11 protein-coding genes and 1 pseudogene are annotated in these 15,846 nt (G+C 55.5%); 11 read left to right on the top strand and 1 reads right to left on the bottom strand.

What is annotated here, in order from left to right:
- Nucleotides 1-142: 142 nt before the first annotated feature.
- Nucleotides 143-345: pseudogene (locus tag NKJ46_RS30425) on the top strand (recombinase family protein); the annotation flags it as partial.
- Between the two features lie 264 nt (nt 346-609).
- Here NKJ46_RS30425 and NKJ46_RS30420 read toward each other — a convergent pair.
- Nucleotides 610-2,730 carry a hypothetical protein gene (locus NKJ46_RS30420; protein ID WP_352493520.1) on the bottom strand — a complete coding sequence of 707 codons (2,121 nt, stop codon included), beginning with the start codon at nt 2,728-2,730 and terminating at the stop codon, nt 610-612.
- A 321-nt stretch (nt 2,731-3,051) separates the two neighbouring features.
- Here NKJ46_RS30420 and NKJ46_RS30415 point away from each other — a divergent pair, with 321 nt between their 5' ends.
- From NKJ46_RS30415 to cysQ, 10 genes are all read left to right on the top strand, one after another.
- Complete coding sequence (locus tag NKJ46_RS30415; protein WP_352493519.1) at nt 3,052-3,522, top strand: hypothetical protein; 471 nt, start codon at nt 3,052-3,054, stop codon at nt 3,520-3,522.
- 270 nt (nt 3,523-3,792) lie between these two features.
- Nucleotides 3,793-4,275 (top strand): hypothetical protein, encoded by a 483-nt coding sequence (locus NKJ46_RS30410; RefSeq protein ID WP_352493518.1) that lies wholly within the window; start codon nt 3,793-3,795, stop codon nt 4,273-4,275.
- A gap of 470 nt (nt 4,276-4,745) precedes the next feature.
- Nucleotides 4,746-5,555, top strand: a complete 810-nt coding sequence (locus NKJ46_RS30405) for a tyrosine-protein phosphatase (protein WP_352670367.1) — start codon at nt 4,746-4,748, stop codon at nt 5,553-5,555.
- Nucleotides 5,552-6,340 carry a polysaccharide biosynthesis/export family protein gene (locus NKJ46_RS30400; RefSeq protein WP_352493516.1) on the top strand — a complete coding sequence of 263 codons (789 nt, stop codon included), beginning with the start codon at nt 5,552-5,554 and terminating at the stop codon, nt 6,338-6,340. The genes NKJ46_RS30405 and NKJ46_RS30400 overlap by 4 nt, the downstream gene beginning before the upstream one ends.
- A gap of 49 nt (nt 6,341-6,389) precedes the next feature.
- Nucleotides 6,390-8,774, top strand: a complete 2,385-nt coding sequence (locus NKJ46_RS30395) for a GumC family protein (protein WP_352493515.1) — start codon at nt 6,390-6,392, stop codon at nt 8,772-8,774.
- Nucleotides 8,734-9,921, top strand: a complete 1,188-nt coding sequence (locus NKJ46_RS30390) for a tetratricopeptide repeat protein (RefSeq protein ID WP_352670392.1) — start codon at nt 8,734-8,736, stop codon at nt 9,919-9,921. Before NKJ46_RS30395 ends, NKJ46_RS30390 begins: the two co-directional genes overlap by 41 nt.
- Nucleotides 9,918-11,234, top strand: a complete 1,317-nt coding sequence (locus NKJ46_RS30385; protein WP_352493513.1) for an O-antigen ligase family protein — start codon at nt 9,918-9,920, stop codon at nt 11,232-11,234. The genes NKJ46_RS30390 and NKJ46_RS30385 overlap by 4 nt, the downstream gene beginning before the upstream one ends.
- Before the next feature lie 340 nt (nt 11,235-11,574).
- On the top strand, nt 11,575-12,480 hold the full coding sequence (cysD, locus tag NKJ46_RS30380) for a sulfate adenylyltransferase subunit CysD (RefSeq protein WP_352493512.1): 906 nt from the start codon (nt 11,575-11,577) through the stop codon (nt 12,478-12,480).
- Nucleotides 12,481-12,482: 2 nt separating this feature from the next.
- Entirely contained in the window at nt 12,483-14,420 is a 1,938-nt protein-coding gene (cysN, locus tag NKJ46_RS30375) for a sulfate adenylyltransferase subunit CysN (protein WP_352670364.1), read from the top strand.
- Nucleotides 14,421-14,430: 10 nt separating this feature from the next.
- Nucleotides 14,431-15,219: a 3'(2'),5'-bisphosphate nucleotidase CysQ gene (gene cysQ, locus NKJ46_RS30370; RefSeq protein ID WP_352493523.1), complete on the top strand. Its 789-nt coding sequence runs from the start codon at nt 14,431-14,433 to the stop codon at nt 15,217-15,219.
- Nucleotides 15,220-15,846: the final 627 nt, after the last annotated feature.

Here is a 15,846-nt window from a genome sequence, read left to right as displayed (position 1 = left end):
TGCGGTGAGTTTCACATCACAACGGCTGCGCTTGTTAAATTTGCAGCACTGTCGGTAGAAGAGAAGTTAGAGCGCTTCGTTTACGCAAAGTCGCTAGCAAGCGACGAGCACGCTGTTACCGTCGCGGTTGTGTAAATAAGCGATATTCGCGCGCTTCCGCGAACTCGGCAGTGCGCGCCAGGTCCTGATCTCGATGATCGATGATGGCGTGCATTCCCCAGCCCATCCGACGGCAGGAAGATGGTGTTCTTCGACTGGATTCCGATCCGCTACCGCAACGTGATCTCGATCCTGAAGAACCCATTCTACGCCGGCGCCTATGTCTATGGCAAAAGCGAGAAGCGCGCCAGATGGGTCGGCTTGGCGCTTACTCAAGACCGCTGGTGACGAGAACATGAACGGCCGTTATTGGCGGACGTAGGACGTAGGCGCTGGTCGGCAGCATCCAGCAAGCAACCGTGCGACGGCGGTGCCGTGTACTGAGCCGTGATCGCGTCAAAACGTCAAAACTTGCAAGCGCAATGGTATCGAACAGCTTGGCTCTCGGACCTCCTCAGGCCGCGGCCTTGACACATCGCTTGCCAAGTTCTCGCCGATCTTTTGCAAGCTTCAATATTCGATGAAGTCCAGTATTACCCTGAGATTTTCGAGCATCAGACCTGCACCTTTATGGTCTGAATTGATGGTGACTATGTCGCCCCGATCCAAATAGCAGCCCGCCTGGTTTGCTCGGACACCAGCATCGCGACAAACGAACGAACTAAATCCTTCTGCAGCCGTGTCAATCGTGGCGATACTAATTGATGCTCCGTTCCGATCCCGCGTCAGCGAGAGACTTCGACAATTCTTTTCGTCGGGTGCCGCGTCCAGCGACACCAAATATCTGCCGCGAGTGATCAACGTCCGACGCCGCGTTACGAACACGCTCTTTCTGACAGTACCTTTGGCGGACAAATTGCCGACCTCGACGTCTACGTGTTCACCATGGATGTAGTTTTGGGTGTCGCCCTCCAGGATGACCGTTCCTCCCACTCTGTTTGTTTTACCCCACAGAACTGAGTAGGGGCTATCGAGATAGCGCCACAGCACAGACCCGTTGATTGGTCGCCACACAGCGGTCCCGTCGAAGATTCTTTCATCGGTTCCAGTGGGACCGCCGGAGAACTCCGAAACGCCAGCTGCCATACAGATGTAACAGCGATCCTGGTTCCTGCAGAGGTCGTCGACCAAGTATTTGCTGCCACCCGCCCATGCCGCAATGGATTCGCTGCCGTCGTCAGGAACGGCTGTGCCGATCCCAGATGGGCCGCCAGACCATCCCGAAATACCGTCAACGGTTGAACGATAGAATCGACCATCATTGACGACTAGAGAGTTCCTTTTGTACAAGGTCTGCGCTTTCCAAGGTGCAATGCTCGTACTGTCGCCGGCGATCAATACGTCCCCTTCGATGTCGCAATTGTCTATGCTACAATGCGCTGCTCGAGTATGGAGAGACGTGATAATCAAATCGGGATCTGTGCCGCCCAACGTGTTGTTGCCACGAGTTATGAGGCTGTTCACGATAGCACGCGACGGAGCAGATATCTTCAAGGCTCCTCGTTGGGCATTTTCGATCCTCATTTTGTCGATCTGGACATCGAGGTCGGAAAAGCCAATCTGATCTGCATTTGCCTCGGCTGAGCGCATATCGACGGCTGAAAATCCAGGTGAAGAAATCACCGATCGTAAAGTGATGTTCTTGAAGACGAGACCAGAGCATTCTCGAATAAAGACAAACCCTGTATCTTCTAAGCATATATTTTCAAGAGCGATATCGCAGACCGGACCAGACCCTGCATGATTTCCGGCGGCCCAGTCCCACCCGATATAAATGGAAGGGTTGTTAACCCCATCGCCGATTTGGCTTCCACTGATGTTACTTACAAAAATGCGTTTTCCAACCTGAAAATTCCGTACCGCAGAATTAAGGAGGTATTCGTTGTATGTATCTGGCGTCGTTGTCTTATAGTTTATGGTAATGATGTTGCCGACGTTATTAACCGAAAAATCACCAATGGAGGCGTCAACCTGATCGTTCACGTCGATGCACTGTTGCGTGCGCTTTGTTCCTTGGAAGACGCCATTGCGAATGATTGCCCGCTTTGAAGTTCCATCTAAGTCGATAGCTTCAGAGAAATCGCTGAATATAAAATCGGTGACTACGATGTTTTCGCAATACCGGAGGTTGTACCCGCCTGTCATTCTGTCATGACGGTGGCCCATTACCTGGATATTGCGGCTGTTCTGAATGTGAGAGAAATATCCGCTCCGATTCCCGCTGGAATGTCCAACGGTGTTCAAAAAGCGCAAGCCGTCGATGCCTACGCCATAGAAGAAACGTTGGTTTGAATTAGCTGGAGCGTGGTCGTTTGTAGGGTCAAACGCGACGTCTTTGAATGTCACATTCTTGACCGAGCCGACTGTCAGATTCTTGTCGGTCGCAAATACTGGTTGAATATCGGAAGGTGCGACGCCAGGTCTGTTGACGCCGTGAAAGACGACTCCATTTCCAGAGATTGTAAAATTACCCTGGGTTACCGCAACCGCTCTGTAGAGTTTGTTTGGAAGGTTGCTGAGCGTAAAAGGCGATTCAGCTCCGGGGATCATCTCGTAAACTCCAGCGGGCAACGACACGCCGCCAAGCGCCATGTCGAGTTCTAGCTGGATCCCTGCTGCGTCATTTGCCATATCGCGCTCCCAGGCGCCGCTTTGGCTCCCCTGGCCACTTCTAGGCGGAAAATCGACTTTTGTTGGACATCTAATCAACGTGTCAGGGACCTGCAGTCGCTATCATCCGATTGTGCTCTGTTCCGAGTAAATCGTCATCTTGATGATGCTGCGGTGGCGTGCGATGTGGGCTCGTCTGTTGGTCACCAAAATCGCACCGTGGGGTTGAAATCCGGGGCGGCCAGTTGGCGGCAGTATTCGCGGCTCCACTCGAGGAATGGCGGCGTCATCACGTGTGTGGGTATTCAGAGTGCAGTAGAAACACAGTTGGCGGAGGGCGTCTTGTCGTTCAAGAAGGTAGGTCTGCTTAGTCTAATACTGCTGATGTTCGTTTCTGGCTTTCTTGGCCTTATCGTGACGCAAAGAGATAGTTCAAGGGCACCACTTAAGCCCTTAACGGCACTTGAACCGCTTCACGGCGCGTTTTTCATTCAGACAATCGATGATCTTCGTGTGGGCGGACACAAGATCATGCTGTGCGGCGTTGCATTTACGAAGCCCCAATCCATGCGCGGAATGGTAACGGAAGCTGCGCGCCGGGACTATCAGGGTGTTGCCTTGACCTGCAAGCCGGTCGGTACAGGAACACCCTGTGATGGCAATGTCGCGCCAAAATACGCCGATGCTGTGATTGTCCAGTGCTTTACGTCTGACGGGGCGGATTTGGCCGCGAAACTAGTTGAGAGCGGGATCCTGTGTGGACAGAGTGCCCAAGCGGGCACAACCTACAGGCCTTGCTCGCCGTCGTCGTAGCTCTGTCGCTGGTCGTCGTGATCAGTGGCCCCAGATTGCAATGTGCGATAGGCTTCTACAGAGAAGAAAGCTGACCCTCGGTCGCAGGCGGAAGATGGTACATTTGAATCGACTAACAGTGTGTTCAATCGACCACACCGAAACCAAAAATTATCTCGCAATTGCGAAACGGGTTGGAATTAGCCCAAAAAGCTGGTACCCGCTTAATTCACTACCTAGACCTTGCGGCGGGTGGGCCTCAGGTAACGTGGGACAGAAGGATCGAAACGGATGAATGTTGTTTTCAAAAGTGCGTTGGCTGGATTTGTTGCCTTGGTCGGCCTCGCTCCTGTGTCGTCTTTTGCGCAGGATGCATCGTGCACTTGTGCAACTGCCTATCAGGGTGTGAATCCGATTGGATCGATCAAGCGCGTCAATGGCAACGTGATGGTCTCGCAAGTGGCAGGCTATGGTCCTGCGCAAGCAGGAGGCGCGCTGGATTTCGGCAGTCGCGTCGTGGTTGGCGCCAAGGGCTCGGCTTCAGTGAATGTCGGTGGCTGCAATGTCAGCGTCCCGGCTAACTCGACCCTCGATATCTCCCGTGTTGAGAACAAGATCTGCCTCAATGTTCTGGGTTCTGAGCACACTGCCCAAGCTGGTAATTCCACGGGTAATTCCAACAACAATACGCCACTCTTCATCTTTGGCGGCATGGCGCTTGGGGCCGGTATTTTGGCGGCGACGGCGGACAAAGATCACGGCGTTAGCAATTAAGTCTGAGTTGCGGTAACAGGGACGCTGCAGCAGACATGCGCGCGCCCCTGTTGTCTCGCCGCTCGCTGTGACAGAACCGCGTTGATGCGCACGCTGGTGTGTGGCCGGAGTGCGTGTCAAATCGCTCAGACCTAAGGCGGCATGCGAATGGCCTGGCTCGGTCGTTCGTTGGGCGAATTGACGTCTTTTCGACGATCAAAGTCGACCTCTTGGAACGGGGCATATGTGTAGCGCCGGACACGCGAGGCGTGGGGCTTTGCCATGCGTTAACTTTGTTGACCGGCGCTGTTATCTGTGGTGCAGTATCGGTCATCGACCAACATGATGACGACCCTGTCAACCATTAGCTCCGGTTCGGCATTCCTGTTGAGTAAGCTTGACAAATGCGTCATTCGCTGTCCTGCGAGTGACGCATTCATTTTTTTTGGAGATGACGTCGCTGCGCTGCTTCGTTGCAGTTACAAACGCTCATGATCGATCTGCACTCTCATATCTTGGCTGGCCTCGACGACGGCTCACCTAGACTTGCCGAATCGTTGGAAATGGCCCGGCTGGCGGTAGCCGACGGAACGACCCATATGGTGTGCACGCCGCACGTCACACCGGGCGTGTATGAAAACGGAACGTCGAACATAGTCCGCGCAGTTAAAGAGTTGGACCAGGCGCTGCGCTACGCCGCGATACCGCTTGCTCTTTACGTGGGCGCCGACGTGCACATAGCGCCTGATCTTCCCGAACGATTGGCGGCAGGCAGTGTGCCAACTTTGAACAGGTCGCGCTATTTTCTGTTCGAACCACCCCATCATGTTTTACCTCCAAGAATGGAGGATCTTACTCTACGCCTCATAAACGCCGGGTTTGTTCCGATCCTTACGCATCCTGAGCGTTTGACCTGGATCAAAACGAATTATGACGTTATCGAGAGGCTGAATGCAGGGGGCTGCCTTATCCAGCTTACCGCAGACTCGATTGTTGGTGCTTTTGGGCGCACGGCGCTTTATTATTCGGAAAAGCTGATTGACGAGGGCAGGGTGGACATTATTGCATCGGACACGCATAGCGCCACGCGCCGCCGTCCTGGACTTTCGCAGGCGGTTGCTGCTGCTGCCAAGCGATGTGGCGAAGACGAGGCTCACAATATGGTGTTGAAACGTCCAGGTGAGATATTGGCGAACCGACCCATCGAACCGGTCGGAAAGACACGTCCGAAGACATCGAGCGCCGGCAACACCGGCCGTTTTGGAGCATTTGGCCGCTTGTTCAAGGGCGGGACAGCATGATGGGCGTTTTTCGTATTGCAAAAAGCCCTATCGGCACCGTATTCGTCCTGTTTGCGTTGCCAGTAATGTCTGCGTGCACGAGCACCTCGTCAGCAACACCGTCCTCGTCGAGCTCGGTTGATGCGCTGCAGTTAGCGTCATCGTCGACGTCACTTTCAGGCGGTGGGGCTCTGAAGGTGGTAAAGGATCTGCCTGCGCCGCAAAACACCCAGAATGGCAGCGAACAGCCTTTATCACCGAACGACGTGCTGGAAGTGAACGTGTTTCAGGTCGACAATTTGAACAGAACGGTTCAAGTGGATTCTAGCGGCCAGATTTCGCTGCCGCTTATCGGCACCATTGCCGCAGCGGGGAAGACCGTCCGCCAATTGGAGCAGGAGATCGAAACCGCCTATGGCGCCAAATATCTGCAATCCCCTGATGTTTCGATTTTCGTCAAGGAGTCGATCGGGCAGCGCGTAACAGTCGATGGCGAAGTTAATAGGGCAGGTATCTATCCGGTATCGAGCAATTCTTCCCTCATCGACGCGATCGCCCTTGCTGGAGGATTCAATGCCGTTGGTGACGCAAAAAAGGTCTTTGTCTACCGCAATGTCGGCCCAAACATCTTGGTTGCTAATTACAATGTAGAAGAGATTCGCGGTGGCAAGGCCCGCAATCCGCGCATCTACGGTGGCGACAAAATTGTAATTTTTGCGTCGAAGTCGAAAATCGCAATGAACAATCTCAAGGACGCTCTCGGCGTTGCTTCAAGTGCAGCTAGAATTGGCGTACTGGTTCCATAGATGCTTTCCATCCAGCCCAATATAGGCAAACCTAGGATTATCTAGCGCTATGCTCGATCGCAACAGGCAGCACCAAATTGCTGGGCCCGGCAATAGCCAAGTCTTGTCCGCAGATGTCTATTATGATGGTGCGCAGAACTACAGCCCCTATGGCCGCGATTATTTGGAGGCGGAACAGAGATTTAATCCGCTGAAACTGTTGTTCTACGTTGTCCAGTATCGCTGGCTGATCGTAATGATGGCTGCCGCCGGGCTTGTCGCAGGCGTCATCGTTACCATGATGCAAACTCCAAAATATCAGGCAACAACCCAGCTAGAAGTCTTGGTTCCTTCTGCCAAGGTGTTCCAAGACATCGAGGTGGTTTCCGAGAACAGCGACGTGCGCGCATTTCTCACTGCCCGAGAAAAGCTGAGAAGCCGTGCGCTGGCTCAGCGCGTAGTGTTCCAGTTGGGGCTTAGCGAAAAGCCGGACTTCCTGTTTCCGACGCCCGATTTCTCGCCCGCTAACATCTTCTACCGCGCCTTCGGAGTTTCCAAGGCGCCGTCCATGGAGGAGAAAACGCCAGAGCAACGTGAGGCGATTGCGATTGATCGCGTTCTTAATGGCCTGACAGTCAACCTAGTCCCAAACACGAGTTTGTTGTCCATTACCTTCATCGATCAGAAGCCGAAATATGCAAGCGATGTGGCCAACCAGGTTGCGCAAAGCTTCATTGATCAGCGTCTTGATCAGACCAGCGAAACCTCCGACCTGGCCCGGCAGTTCATTCAGGAACAGGTCTTGCAGGTAAAACAAAAGCTTCAGAAATCAGAAGAGGAATTGGTCGCCTATGCGAAGGATGCAGGCATTACCGTAACAGGTGACGACAAGTCATTGATAGGTTCGAATATCGATGCCCTGAACACAGCGCTCGCGACTGCTATCCAGGACCGTCTCGATGCAGGGCGAGCGGTGGACCAGATCGACAAAGGCCGCGGCTCGAGCCTCGCGCCGGTCTTGGAAAGCGAAGGTCTGCAGAAGCTCAGCGAGAAGTTGGCGGATCTGACGAGCCAGTACCAACAAAAGTTGGGTATTTTGAAGCCCGGCTTTCCGGAAATGCAACAGCTTCAGTCGCAGATCAAAGAATTGCAAAGGGTCTACAACAACGGTGTTTTGGCGATCACAGATTCATTGCGCTTAAAGTATCAAGAGGCGCAGAGCAAGGAGGCGGATCTTAAGAGCAAACTCAATGAAATGGAAAAGCAGCAGGCCATCTTCAATGACAAAAATATCAAATACACCATACTAAAACGCGAGGTCGATTCGAACAGATCACAATATGACAGCCTTATCGCTAAACTGAACGAAGTTGGAGTCAGTTCGGAGCTCAAGACGCAAAGTGCTGCAATTGTTGACTTCTCGGCACTCCCTGAGCGACCATATTCTCCACGTCTCAGTTTAAACCTTGCTATTGCTTTGGCTTTGTTCTTGGCCATATGTGCGTTGATTATTTATGTAATTGAGTTGTTGAACAACACCTTTACGAGTCCTGAACAGATTGAGAGAGAATTGGGGTTGGCAATGCTCGGCATCTTGCCGTACGTTGACGACCGAGAACTCGCAGCCAGCATCGCCGATCAGAAGTCAGGGCTGTCGGAGGCCTACCGCTCGCTTCGCACATCATTGCAGTTCTCAGGTGCGGAAGGCGCGCCGCGGTCGCTCGTCGTTACCAGTTCTGAGCCTTCGGAGGGAAAGTCGACGACATCGCTCAAGCTCGGCCAAGATTTTGCCGCCCTTGGCGCGAAAGTTCTTATTGTTGACGGCGATCTTCGGAAACCGAATCTACATCGCTTGTTTGGTCTCGACAACACGATTGGCCTCAGCAATCTGCTAACAAATACCGTTCGGAAGGACGATCTGGGGATCATATTCAGGGCGACGAAACATCCCAATGTGACCGTGATGACCTCAGGGACAATTCCGCCAAATCCTGCGGATCTGCTCTCATCACCGAAGATGGCTCTGATCTTAACCAATCTTGGCAAACGCTTTGATCTGGTCATCATCGATGCACCGCCGGTAGTCGGCCTCTCGGATGCCCCGATCCTCAGTAGGCTTGCCGAGGGTACATTGATGGTTATCTCTACTAGTCAGGTGACGCGCAAATCTGCCAAGACAGCCTTGAAGCGCCTGCGAGCTGCTGGCGCAAACGTGGTCGGAGCCGCGATGTCCAAGTTTGCGGTAAATAAATTCGACTACAACTATTCATACAAGTACATGAACTACCAATACTACAGCTACGGCACGGATGCGAATGCGTCAAAGATCGAGGGCAAAGTCGATGATAGAGCAAGCCAGCCCGCGCATGGGAAGTCTTCGGCGTTCAGTCGTCTGGTTCGTCGCATCCGTTCTAGTGTTGGCGGCTTCCTCGATCGGGCTAAGTCGATTTCTTGAAACCGAATCGCCTGCCATTTCTCTTTCACTTGATCCTTTGAACGTTGATGCGCTGATAGGTGACCTCACAAGCCAACTGAACGACAGGAATAATGCTCCCGATCTGGACCAGCTGCTTGTCAAGGCTAAGGGGGCGCTTGCCTTCGATCTGGGAGACGCTCGTCTATATAGCCTAATCGGAGAAATCAAATTCCGGCAGGGCGACAAGAACGGAGCCTACCAGCTCTTTCAGCAAGCCCGAGAACTTTCTAAGACAGAGATACATGCGCTGCAAAGATCCATTGATCGCCATGTGGAGACAGGTGATTTGGCGAAAGCCGTTGCTGAGATGGATATTTTGCTGCGGCGATGGCCGGATCAATTTTCAGTGGTCGCTGACGGCATACCAACGATTCTCGCAAATCCCGATGGCTACCAAGCCGTGCTGGCAGCCATTGCAGCGGAGGCGCCCTGGAGAGGCAGTCTATTTCTCTCTCTTAACGGGACTCCCGAAGGGCTCGACTTAGCAAATCGGCTGCTTCTGGATTTGACTGGGTCAGGCGCACCGCCGAAGCCCGGCGAACTGGCCGCCGCGATTACCGGCTACATCCGTCAGAAGGAATACGAGGCGGCATATCGACTGTTTCTTTTCAGTCTTACTGAAGAAGAACGAAAGCTCGGTGGGTACATTTACAACAGCACGTTCGAGCCTACGTTCGGCGGCAAGCCGTTTGATTGGCAGCTACAGGATCAATCAGGCTTGGAGGTCACTTTCGCGCCATCCAAGGATGCGGTGGAAGGGGAGGGCGGTGCCACTGTCCGCTTCTTGAACACACCTGTCAAAAACGCAGCTCTCCAGCAGTACATTATGCTGCCTGCAGGGTCGTACAAGATTTCGCTGATTGCTTCAGCGCGAAATTTGAAGCTTCCAAAGGATTTGTTCTGGTCTATCAGATGTGTTGACCCATCGGGAGAAATAGCGCGATTCAGCATCCCGGAGGGCACGTATAATCGTCAGAATCTCAATCAGGAATTTTCGGTTGGACCAAGTGCGTGTCCTCTTCAGTTGCTGAGGCTGCAGACTGCTGCCATTGCAGAGAGCTGGCGATTTCGATATGTCGGCACCTTGGTGATGCACAGATTGAACATTGAGAGACTTCCATCTTGAGCGACAGACCGTCTGAGTGGGATAAGTATCTTCTAGGTTCGGTCCTGTTTGTCTCGCTGCTGGTCGGCGGCGGTACCGCGAGTGGCCTCTACACGGACACCTTGATCGAGGTCGTTGCGATCGTTTCCGCGGCAGCCGTCTTTTCGCTCACCTCTGGGCAGAAAAGCCGCCGTTCTGTCCTGTGGCTGCTGATTTGCGCCGTGGCGTTGGTGAGTGTGCAAATCGTGCCCCTGCCTGGGGCAATATTCAATGGATTGCGGCCAGAGCTACTACTCGGAAATTCTTGGATTGGAGAAGATCGATTTCGCTTCATCAGCGTTGGTGTCGGCCGCACAGTTGAATGTCTGCTATATCTAGTGGCCGCAGCGGCGTTTTTTCTAGCCATATTGCGCCTACGTGCCGAGCAGCTCAGCGCGCTTCTTCCTTTTTTTTTCATGGGTGTTATCTGCAACGGACTAGCGGGCGCGATTCAATATTCCCTTTCCAATGACATCGCAATTGTCGGCCTCTTACCCTTTACCATTAACGCGGGGCTTTTTGCCAACTCGAACCATTTTTCAGCCTTGCTCTTCGTTTCAATCCCGTTCGTCGTCTATTACGGTCTGTTCCGCGGGCATCTTTTATCCGGATCGATCGGCTTGGTTGCGCTTTTGCTTCTACTTCTAGCAGCCGGTTCCCGCGCTGGTGCTGTGATCGGATTGGTGATCACAGTGTTGTCAGTCATCTTCCTTTCAGCCCGTTCTAGGGCGAGCGGGTTCAGTGTGCTTCTGGTTTTTGTCGGGCTGTCGATTTACACGATAGGCGCTTGGACCAAGATAGATTCACAGGTGCTTGATCCCGCTTTCGGACGAGCAGAATTTGCACGAACCACGATCGAAGGGATCAAAGACAATTGGGCGACAGGTGTTGGATTCGGGAATTTTCAAAACGTCTATCAGATCTATGAACGTGAAAGCATGATTTTCAAGCAATACGTCAATCATGCTCACAATGACTATCTTGAACTCGCCCTCGAAGGTGGAGCGCCCGCTATCCTGCTGATAGCAGGTTATTTCGTACTGCTTCTGGCTGCCTTGGCAAGAAGTCGCCGCAACCCGTTTCAGAAAGCGGCATTTCTCTCGGTTTCTTTTCTCCTGGTTCATTCCCTAGTCGATTATCCGCTGCGAACCGAGGCACTCGCAATGACCTTTGCGTATATGAACGCCATCCTCTTCCACAAAGGATTTGCAGAGCGCTTGAGTCCTAAGAGTGACATGATCGAGGTAGACCACAACGGTGGCAAGCTGCTAGTACCGATCGGAATTTCGTCTTAGCTCGTCGCCCCCGCTGGCTGTCAACTGATTGAGGCGGACCAATGTCGGGCAAGCGCCCTCGACCGCCAGCTCCGGGTCTCAGCCTCGGCAATAATTTCCTGTCCCACCTACGTGAAACAGCGTCATGAGCAGAAATTTCCCGATTTTGCGAGCCACATGGAAAATTCATTCCCGAACCGTTCGGCCGCAAGCCTGTCTTGCATTGTTCTGGACCGGAACGTTCTGCTAGAACGCCCGCACGAGAATAGATTGTCCGGAAGTGCAGTTTGAATCGGGCGGCTGAAGGTCGCCTCCGATGCAGCCCCTTCCGTGGATCAGTACGAAAGAACGCTCGCCGTCCATGAACATCGCACTTACGCACCTTCAGCGGCTTGAGGCTGAATCCATCCATATTTTTCGCGAGGTGGCCGCAGCCTTTGCCAAGCCGGTCATGCTCTATTCGGTCGGCAAGGATTCGTCCGTGCTCATGCACCTGGCGATGAAGGCGTTCTATCCGGCCAAGCCGCCCTTTCCCTTTCTCCATGTCGACACGACCTGGAAATTCCGCGAGATGATCGCCTTTCGCGACCAGATGCAACAAAAGCTCGGCTTCGACCTCCTGGTCCATGTCAATGAAGACGGCGTGCGCGACAACATCAATCCGTTCGACCATGGCTCCAACACCCACACGCATGTGATGAAGACGGTGGCACTGCGGCAGGCGCTCGACAAATACGGGTTTGACGCAGCCTTCGGCGGTGCGCGACGCGACGAGGAGAAGTCGCGGGCCAAGGAGCGCATCTTCTCGTTCCGCAACGCCCAGCATGCCTGGGATCCGAAGAACCAGCGGCCGGAGATGTGGAAGATTTTCAACACCCGCATCGCTGCCGGTGAATCGATCAGGGTGTTCCCGTTGTCGAACTGGACCGAGCTCGACATCTGGCAGTACATTCTCCAGGAAGACATCCCGATCGTGCCGCTGTATCTGGCGAAGGAGCGGCCGGTCGTCGAGCGCGATGGCATGCTTATCCTGAGGGATGACGAGCGCATGCGACTGCGGCCCGGCGAAACAGTGGAGAACCGGATGGTGCGGTTCCGCACGCTCGGCTGCTATCCGCTGACCGGCGCGATCGACTCGGAAGCCGCCACTCTGGAGGCGATAGTCGGCGAAATGCTCACGGCGCGCACTTCCGAGCGGCAAGGTCGCCTGATCGACCGCGACGAATCCGGCTCGATGGAAAAGAAGAAGCGCGAGGGGTATTTCTGAGTATGCGCCACATCATGGCCAAGAGCCTCACCCCGACCGACGGCGTCCGCGACTATCTGGCGGCACAGGAACGAAAGTCGCTGCTGCGCTTCCTCACCTGCGGCTCGGTCGACGACGGCAAGTCGACGCTCATCGGGCGCCTGCTTTCCGACACCAAGCAGATTTTCGAGGACCAACTGGCCACGCTCGAGCGCGATTCGCGCAAGCACGGCACCACCGGCGACGACGTCGACTTCGCGCTGCTGGTCGACGGGCTCGAGGCCGAGCGCGAGCAAGGCATTACCATCGACGTCGCCTATCGCTTCTTTGCCACGCCAAAGCGCAAGTTCATCGTCGCCGACACGCCCGGCCACGAACAATACACGCGTAACATGGCGACGGGTGCATCGACCGCGGATCTCGCCATCGTGCTGATCGATGCCCGCCAGGGCGTACTGCGCCAGACAAGGCGGCATTCGATCATCGCCTCGCTGCTTGGTATTCGCCACATCGTGCTCGCAGTCAATAAGATCGATCTTGTCGGCTTCGACGAGGCGGTCTTTAACCGGATCGTGGCAGACTACGCGCAGTTCTCACGTGAGCTCGGCTTCCAGACGATCCTGCCCATACCGATGTCGGCCCGTTATGGCGACAACGTCACCGGCCGTTCCGACAGGACGGACTGGTATTCCGGCCCGACGCTCATTGAACATCTCGAAGCCGTCTCGGTCGAAGAGGCCGCGGTCGAATTGCCGTTTCGGTTTCCCGTCCAATATGTGAACCGTCCCAACCTCGACTTCCGCGGCTTCGCCGGCACCATCGCCTCCGGCTCGGTTGCGCCGGGCGACGAGGTGGTCGTCGCCAAATCGGGCAAATCCTCCCGTGTCAGGCGCATCGTTTCGCACGGCGGCGACCTTCAGCAGGCCATCGCCGGCCAGGCTATCACCCTTGTCCTCGATGACGAGGTCGAGGTCTCACGCGGCAATATGCTGGTATCGCCGGCGGCGCGGCCACAGGTCGCCGACCAGTTCGCCGCCAATATCGTCTGGTTCGACGAACATGCGCTGCTGCCCGGCCGCTCCTACATCCTGCGCACCGAGACCGACCAGACCAGCGCCACCGTGACCGACCTGAAATACCGCGTCAACGTCAACGACTTCGCCCATGAGGCGGCCAAGTCGCTTGAAATGAACGAAGTCGGCATATGCAACATCTCGACGCGCTCGCCAATCGCCTTCGATCCGTTTGTCGAAAACCGCACCACCGGCGCCTTCATCCTGATCGACCGCATCACCAACGCCACCGTCGGCGCCGGCATGATCCTGCATTCGCTGCGCCGCGCCGAAAACATCCACTGGCAGTCGCTCGATGTCGGCAAGCGCGCGCGTGCCGATATGAAGAACCAGCGGCCGGCGGTGTTCTGGTTCACCGGGCTTTCGGGCTCGGGCAAGTCGACTATCGCCAATCTGTTCGAAAAGAAGCTGTTCGCCACCGGCCGCCATACCTACATTCTGGACGGCGACAACGTCCGGCACGGCCTCAACCGCGATCTCGGCTTCACCGACGCCGATCGTGTCGAAAACATTCGCCGCGTCGCCGAAGTGGCGCGGCTGATGGCCGACGCCGGGCTGATCGTCATCGTGTCGTTCATTTCGCCGTTCAGCGCCGAGCGGCGCATGGCGCGCGAACTGATGGCGGACGGCGAATTCATCGAGGTGTTTGTCGACACCCCCTTCGAGGAGTGCGCCAGGCGCGATCCGAAGGGCCTTTATGCGCGGGCGCTGAACGGCGAGATCAAGAATTTCACCGGCGTCGATTCACCATATGAGGTGCCGGAAAAGCCCGAAATCCATCTCAAGACACTCGGCAGATCGGCCGAGGAGATGGTGGACGCCCTGGAACACTGGCTGAACGAGCGGGACATTGCCGAAGACCAATATGAAAGCGGCGGCGGTATCTGACGACGAAGCGATGCTCGCCGTCTTCGAACACCTTGCCTTGGCGGCAGGGCGCGAGGTGATGCGCGTCTTTCGTGCCGGCTGTGCGGTCGACAGCAAGTTGGATAGTTCGCCAGTGACGGAGGCGGATCGGGAGAGCGAGAAGATCATCCTTGCCGGGCTGCGTGCCGCATTTCCCGAGATTCCGTGCGTGGCCGAGGAAGAAGCTTCGGCCGGCATCATGGCACCGGATCTCGGTGAGGCCTTCTTCCTCATCGATCCGCTGGACGGCACCAAGGAGTTCGTCAACCGCAGGACCGATTTTACTGTCAATATCGCGCTGGTCCGTCACGGCGTGCCGGAGATCGGCGTCGTTTTCGCGCCGTGCACCGGCCGCTTCTTTTCCGGCCGGCCGGGCAAAGCGGAAACGATCGAGATCAATGACAACTACGAGATCGTCGATCGCCAGCCGATTTCGGCAAGGGCCGGTACGATGCCGCTGACCGTCGTTGCCAGCCGCTCCCACAACACGCCGGAAACCGACGCCTATATCCGCGCGCTTGGCGCTGCCGAGATCGTTTCGGTCGGCTCGTCGCTGAAATTCTGCCTCGTCGCCGGCGCCGAGGCGGACCTCTATCCACGCTTCGGCCGCACCATGGAATGGGACACTGCCGCAGGTGACGCGGTGCTACGCGCCGCCGGCGGCGCGACGCGCACGCTGGATGGTCAGCTGCTCGCCTACGGCAAGCGCAACCAGAGTGATGACGAGGATTTCGCCAACCCGCATTTCATCGCCAGCGGCAAGGCTGCTGGATCTGGCTAGACGATGATTGCGCAGTTCCGGGCCCATACGAAAGTACCGGCGTACCAGTGGCCTATCGAAGCGACCTCAGATACTGCTCGAGGTCTGGGAAAGGCAGCCGTAAGATCCCCATTCAGTCTACAGTTGGCTTCTGCGTGGCCGATTGGCTTCGTGTCGCGTCGATGCTGAGGGGCATTCAATCGGTGTCCAAATTCCCATAAACCGATACACTTGAACGGCTATGCGAGCGAGTGATGGAGTGATGGCGTTCCACACCAACAATCCCGAGACCGACGCGCTGGCCCCCCGGGGTTGCGGCGCTTAAGAGGACTGGTCTGACAGAGGCCGGCCATGCCGCGCTCGGGCATGAGCTTGAGCGCGAACAGGTTAGAGCGTCCCTGGTGGAGATCGGCGTCAGGTCCTGCCGGATCTGCGAGCCCAGGGCAAGCCTGATCAAGGCAGACCCGCCGACAAGGCTTTTCGCGACAGCCTGTACGCGAATGACTGATGTTCATCGACGCCCTGACGGCGCTGATGACAAACGAGGATGATGCGTGCGCGAACGTAAGCGCGTAGCTGATGCCGTTCAGCGCTGGTAGTTCCAAGGCATGAGCGCCTCGATATCGCTGTTTGGCCAGCCATTGGCGA

This window comes from Mesorhizobium sp. M0166 (assembly GCF_040322255.1).
GTDB lineage: Bacteria > Pseudomonadota > Alphaproteobacteria > Rhizobiales > Rhizobiaceae > Mesorhizobium.
This window is presented reverse-complemented; position numbering and strand designations above follow the sequence as displayed.